The organism is Streptomyces fuscichromogenes (genome assembly GCF_014645815.1).
Lineage (GTDB): Bacteria > Actinomycetota > Actinomycetes > Streptomycetales > Streptomycetaceae > Streptomyces > Streptomyces fuscichromogenes.
On the sequence record NZ_BMML01000079.1, the window covers coordinates 1 to 5,182 of the forward strand.

General features: G+C 68.4%; 3 protein-coding genes. All 3 read right to left on the reverse strand.

All coding sequences use genetic code 11. From position 1 onward, the window contains the following. A partial coding sequence (locus IEZ11_RS50020) for a type IV secretory system conjugative DNA transfer family protein (protein ID WP_229713996.1) occupies positions 1–2,079 on the reverse strand: 2,079 nt, incomplete at its 3' end. A 321-nt stretch (positions 2,080–2,400) separates the two neighbouring features. After that, on the reverse strand, positions 2,401–4,374 hold the full coding sequence (locus IEZ11_RS52170; protein ID WP_189269794.1) for a hypothetical protein: 1,974 nt from the start codon (positions 4,372–4,374) through the stop codon (positions 2,401–2,403). Continuing rightward, positions 4,371–4,694, reverse strand: a complete 324-nt coding sequence (locus IEZ11_RS50030; protein WP_189269795.1) for a chromosome segregation ATPase — start codon at positions 4,692–4,694, stop codon at positions 4,371–4,373. The genes IEZ11_RS52170 and IEZ11_RS50030 overlap by 4 nt, the downstream gene beginning before the upstream one ends. Between the last annotated feature and the right edge of the window lie 488 nt (positions 4,695–5,182).

The following is a 5,182-nucleotide window of genomic DNA, read 5'->3' on the forward strand; positions in this document are numbered from 1 at the left end:
CAGCGGCTGGGACGGCGTCGACTCGACGACCTCGCCGGACACGACCCGCAGGTGCTCACGCGGGCCGGGGAAGCCGCCGGTGCTCCAGCCACTGGCCGCCGGGTCCGACGTCCACGGGCTGGCCTCAGCCGCCGGAGCGGGCGGCGCCCAGGGCTCATCGGACTGCGGTCCCCAGACGTCCGGGGCCGGAGCGGTGTCCCACGGGCTGGCTTCCGGGGCCGCGGGCACCGTGGCGAGCTTGCGCTTGCGCGCCTTGAGTTCGGCCTTGGCCGCCCGCTTGTTGTCCCGTACGACGTTCTTGACGTCCTTGCGCTCCCACACCGGGGTGTAGGTCGCGATGACCGGACCGCCGAGGTACTTGCGGAACATCAGGATCTCGCCCGGGTCGAGGTACATGATGTCGGAGATCTCCAGGGTCGGCTTCTCCACCCAGGTGTAGGACGTGGAGCGGTTCGAGGTGGCGTTCAGGCCCGCCCCCGAGTTGGACTCAGACTGGCTCTCCTGCTTGACCCGCTTCTTGCCGGCCAGCTTCGAGAGGTCCTCCAGGTGCTCGACGTTGCTCAGGCCGCCGAGGATGAGCTTGACGCAGTTCTCCCAAATGGTCTGGTAGGCGTACTTGCCGTACCGCTCGTAGATCTGCGCCGGGGACTGGAAGACCGCGTGGATCGTGATGCCGATGCCCCGGCTGTCAGCGGTCCAGCGCTGCAGCGGCACGCTGCAGATGAGGGCCGCTTCGTCCAGGACGAACGTCATCGGCGGGTCCAGCCGGCCGCCGCGCGTCCGGGACGCCATGGCCCGCGCCCCCGCGTACACCTCGCTGGTCAGGCAGGTGAACAGCGGACCCATGCCGCCGACGTCGGAGTCGTTGCCGAGCATGTAGAGCGTGTCCCGCGAGCGCAGGTACGCATCGGTGTCGAACTGCGCGTGCGGGCGGTGCGCCGAACGGATCACCTGCTGGATATCCGGCGAGTCCAGGAACATGAACGTCTGGCTCAGCGTGCCGAAGACGTTCTCAAGGGTCGTGGCCTTGCCGTCGACCTTCTGCTGCTGCTCCAGGTCGTCCTGCCAGCCGCCGGGCGCGGTGTCCGAGTGCTTCTTGAAGATCTCGATCGCTTCGTAGCGGTGCGGCTGCTTCGACCACCGGGCCACGTCGATCAGGGTCAGCCCTTCGGCGTCGGCCGCCCAGAGGAACGCCTTGAGCACCCGGTAGGAGCTGGACGTCCAGAAGTTACGGTTCTCCATGCCCTTGGTGAAGTCGCTGCCTTCCAGCAGGGACTTGGCCCGGCGCTTGCACCGCTCGATGCCGAGCTTCGGGTCGGAGCAGCCGATGACCGGGTCCCACGAGATGTTCGAGTCACGGTCGGCCAGGCCCTCCGGGTTCCAGATCAGGATGTTGCCGACCCTGGCCCGGATCGCTTCGGTCAGCTCGACGATGTCGTACTTCGTGCTGGTCGCCAGGACCGCGCCCGGGGCGTCCAGCAGCCAGTTGCCGAGCTTGGCCGTCTTGCCCGCGCCCATCGGGGCGAGCATCAGGGAGGACTCCTCGATCGAGGCGTACAGATGCATGCCGGTCTTGCGGCACTTGCCGATGTAGAAGCCGACCGCGTTGGTCGGCACCTTCCGCGCGGGCACGTCGGCGAGGCTGGGCCGCAGGACCTTGCGCTTCTTCTTCGCGATCAGGGCGCCGCGCGACATTTGCTTGTTGAGCCGCTTCCTGTCCGCGAAGCCGTCGGTCTCGCGGCCGAAGTCCATGTTCGTCTTCACGTACATGTAGCCCGCGCCGGCCAGAGCCACCGTCATGCTGGTCGCCAGGATCGGCTGCGCGGCGAAGAGACTGCCGACGCCGTCGGCCAGAGTGCCGAAGATCGAGCTGAGGATGTCTCCCGAGCTGGAGGAACTGTCGGCCGGGGTGACCTCCCCGGCCGCGATGAACGTGGTGGGCACCGCGAGCGCGGTGACCTTCACGCCCGATCCGTGCCAGGCGCGGGTCTCGCTGAACAGCGGGCCCTGAAGGGCCTGCTCGTGTTCGGTCGAGGTGGAGTCGTCGGGGTGGATGCTGGCCTTACTGTTGTCGTTCACGAAGGTCCTTTCCTTCGGGTCCCCGGTGGTGCAGTAGCCGCCAAGCTCTTCACGCACCACCGGGGCCACTCCTGTCTGTATACGTCGCAGCACTGACAAGTGCGGCATGGTTATCGCCGATCGTTACGGACCTACTGCGCCCGGTAGCGCAGCCTCCCGCCGGGCGGGATGACCTGGGCAGATTGCCCGCCAGACCGGACGCGTTCGGGTTCGCGTGCCCGTCGAGCGAGCACCGCCCGATGCCCTCCCCGCCGGCCGTGGTCACCGGTCCGCACATACTGCGGAGTCGGGCCTGTGGATAGATTCCAGTGACGGCCGGGGTCACTCCTCGCCGTCCTCGGAGTCCTCTTCCGCCGAGTCCTGCTCCGCGCGGGGATTGGGCACCCCCGCCGCCTCTTCGTCTTCCTGCTTGATGGCCCGCAGGTGGTTGCGGACCCCGTCCAGGCTGAGACCGAGCGGGCCCATCAGCTGCTCGGCGAGCTTGCGCTGAGACTGGCTCCGCTCCTCGGGACTCATTGCGTCGAGCAGGTCGCGGACGCGCTGGCGGGAGTCTCCGCCCGCCGAGCCGATCCGGGCGTCGACCCGTCCGGACTGCTGGGCCCGCGCCGACACCGGCCGTTGCGCGTCCAGCGCGCTCATCTGGCCCTGCAGCCGCACCAGGTCCCGCCGGGCGTCCTCCGTCTCGTTCCGGGCCTCTTCCGCCTCCTTGAGCGCGTTGGTGGCCTCCGTCTCGAAGCGCGCCCGCTCCGCCTGCAGGGTCTCCAGCCGGACCGTCAGCGCCCGCTGCTCCCCTTCGAGGCGCAGTGCCTTCTCGCTGGCTTCCTGTGCCTGCTTCTGCACCTGGTCGTAGGCGGTGCTGAGCCTGCCGCGCTCTTCCTGCAGCCCATTCATCTGGCCCTTGAGCGCGTCCAGTTCCTCAGCGGTCTTCTGGTAGAGCTGGGCCGCCGTGGCGTCGCTGGACTCCAGCAGCGTGCGCTCTTCCCGGATCGCCTTGAGCCGGTTGGCCTCCGTCTCCCGTTCGGCCGCCGCCTGCTGCTGGGCCTCTTCCGCCTGCTTGCGGGTCTCCTCCAGCGCCTTCTCCACCGCCGCCAGTTTCTCCCCGGCTTCCGCGACCGCCTTCTCGGCGTTGCGCCGGATCTCCTCCGCCTCCGCAGCCTTCTGGTCCGCGTCCTGCGCCCGCTTACGGGACTTGAGGAAGTCGGCGTTCGCCGCGATGTTCAGTTCCTCCAGCACCTGCATGGCGGGACTGTTGGGGCCGTAGTCGAGCATGGCGACGTCGTCGGCCCGGGTCAGCCACGCCATGCGCTGCATGAGCTGCAGACCCTGCTCCGGGTCCTGCGTCTCCGCCAGCTCCAGTGCCGTCTGCGCCTTGGGCCTGACCTTCTTCTCCAGGGCCCGGTTCAGCACGTCGAGGCGCTTCTGCTCCTCCGAGACCTTGCCCCGGCCCCGCCGTACGACGGCCGTGCCGACGACCGCCTCCAGCTGCTCCTTCTCCTTGAGCACCTTGCGCAGTGCGTACGAGGCGTCCGCAGCATCGCGGGCACGGGCCCGGCGGACCATCTCGTCCGCACGGTCGTTGACGTCCAGGCCCGCGACCCGAAAGCCCCAGGCCCACAGCCGTCGCCAGAGCAGGCCGGCCAGCCGGAACGGGCCCGGCTTGGTGCCCTCGGGACGCTTCGTCTCCTCTTCGGGATCCTCACCCGCGAGCGCGTTCTGGAGCGGCACGTAGATGACCCAGGCCGCGCCGATCGGCATGACCGCGAGGAAGGGCGCCGCCCACACGTTCGGGGCGTGCACGACGTTTGCCGCCGCCGACGCGAAGACGAAGCCCCAGGCAGTGGCCCGCATCAGCTTCAGCTGGCGCGTCCACCTCCTACGCGGGTCCGCGTTCGCCATCTTGTACATGTCGGAGAACAGCCGCATTTCCAGCACATCGAACATCGACACGAAGCCGACCGCGAAGAAGAACGACAGGCCGACCGTGTCCTGCGCGAATCCCCACAGGCCGTTCAGGGACACCGCGATGCCGCCGATCAGCGGCTTGGGGTCCATGTGCAGGGGCTTCGGCGGAAGGGGCTGCCCCTTCTCCTGAGCGCGTTCGACAGCCTCGCTGTGGTGCTTGTCCCTCTCTGCCTGCTGCTTCGACGACCGGGACAAGGCCATGGCCCCCACGATCAGCACCGTGACGAGCACGGCCCCGGCAGCGACTGCGAACACCCAGGTGGGCGTGTCGTTGACGAGCCGGTCGGCTGCTCTGCGCCAGTCGATCGTGTCGGTGGCTGCTGCTGAGATCACTGGCTCTCCCCCGGTTCCTCTCCTGCTCCGCCGGCCAGCAGCTCCCGCTCCCGTTCCAGCAGCTGCTCGAACCGACCGAGCATGTTCGTGCGCAGGTCGTCCTCCGTGTCGCCGACCAGCAGCTCCGGGTGCCGAAGTACCAGGTCAACGGCAAGCCGGATCACGGTGTTCTCCGTGATCCGCTCCGTCTTCCTCGCCCGGGACAGCATCAGTTCCCGGGCGAGGGTGGACAGCTCGCTGTGCTGGTCCTCGCGCAACGGCACCCACTTGGGCCGTTCCTCGGACTGCACGGCCTTGCGCTTCGGCGAGTTGTCCGCCATCTGGTGTCCCCCTTGGGGTCGTGGAGTCATGGACCCCAAGAGGTTATGGGTCCGGGGGACCGGCACTGTGCGCCGTACCGGAGACCGCTCACGGACCTGGGCGATTCCCATCCGCAACTCCCTTCAATCGGTGTCGAGATCAACCTAACTTCAAAACTCCGAGAGTTCAAGGGTCTTGAAGTTCAAAGGTCTGGGGGTTAGATTGGTTCTGCAAGCGAGAGAGGGCCAGGGCTTGCAGGCCCTGACCCTCTCTCTGGCCGGTGGTTGCAGCCGCCGGCCGACCCCCGGACAGGCGAGCGAACGCCTCCCGGGATTGGGACACCCCTAGTTGGAGGGATCTCCGTGCGTAATTCTCTCAGCCTTCTTCCCGGCGTCGAGGCCAAGGTCGACGACCTCCCCGCCCTGCGTCTGTCGCCCGAGGGCATCCGCGCCCTGCCGGTCGTCGTCGGCCCCCGCCTCGCGGTGGTCGGACGGATCGGCCCGAAGTG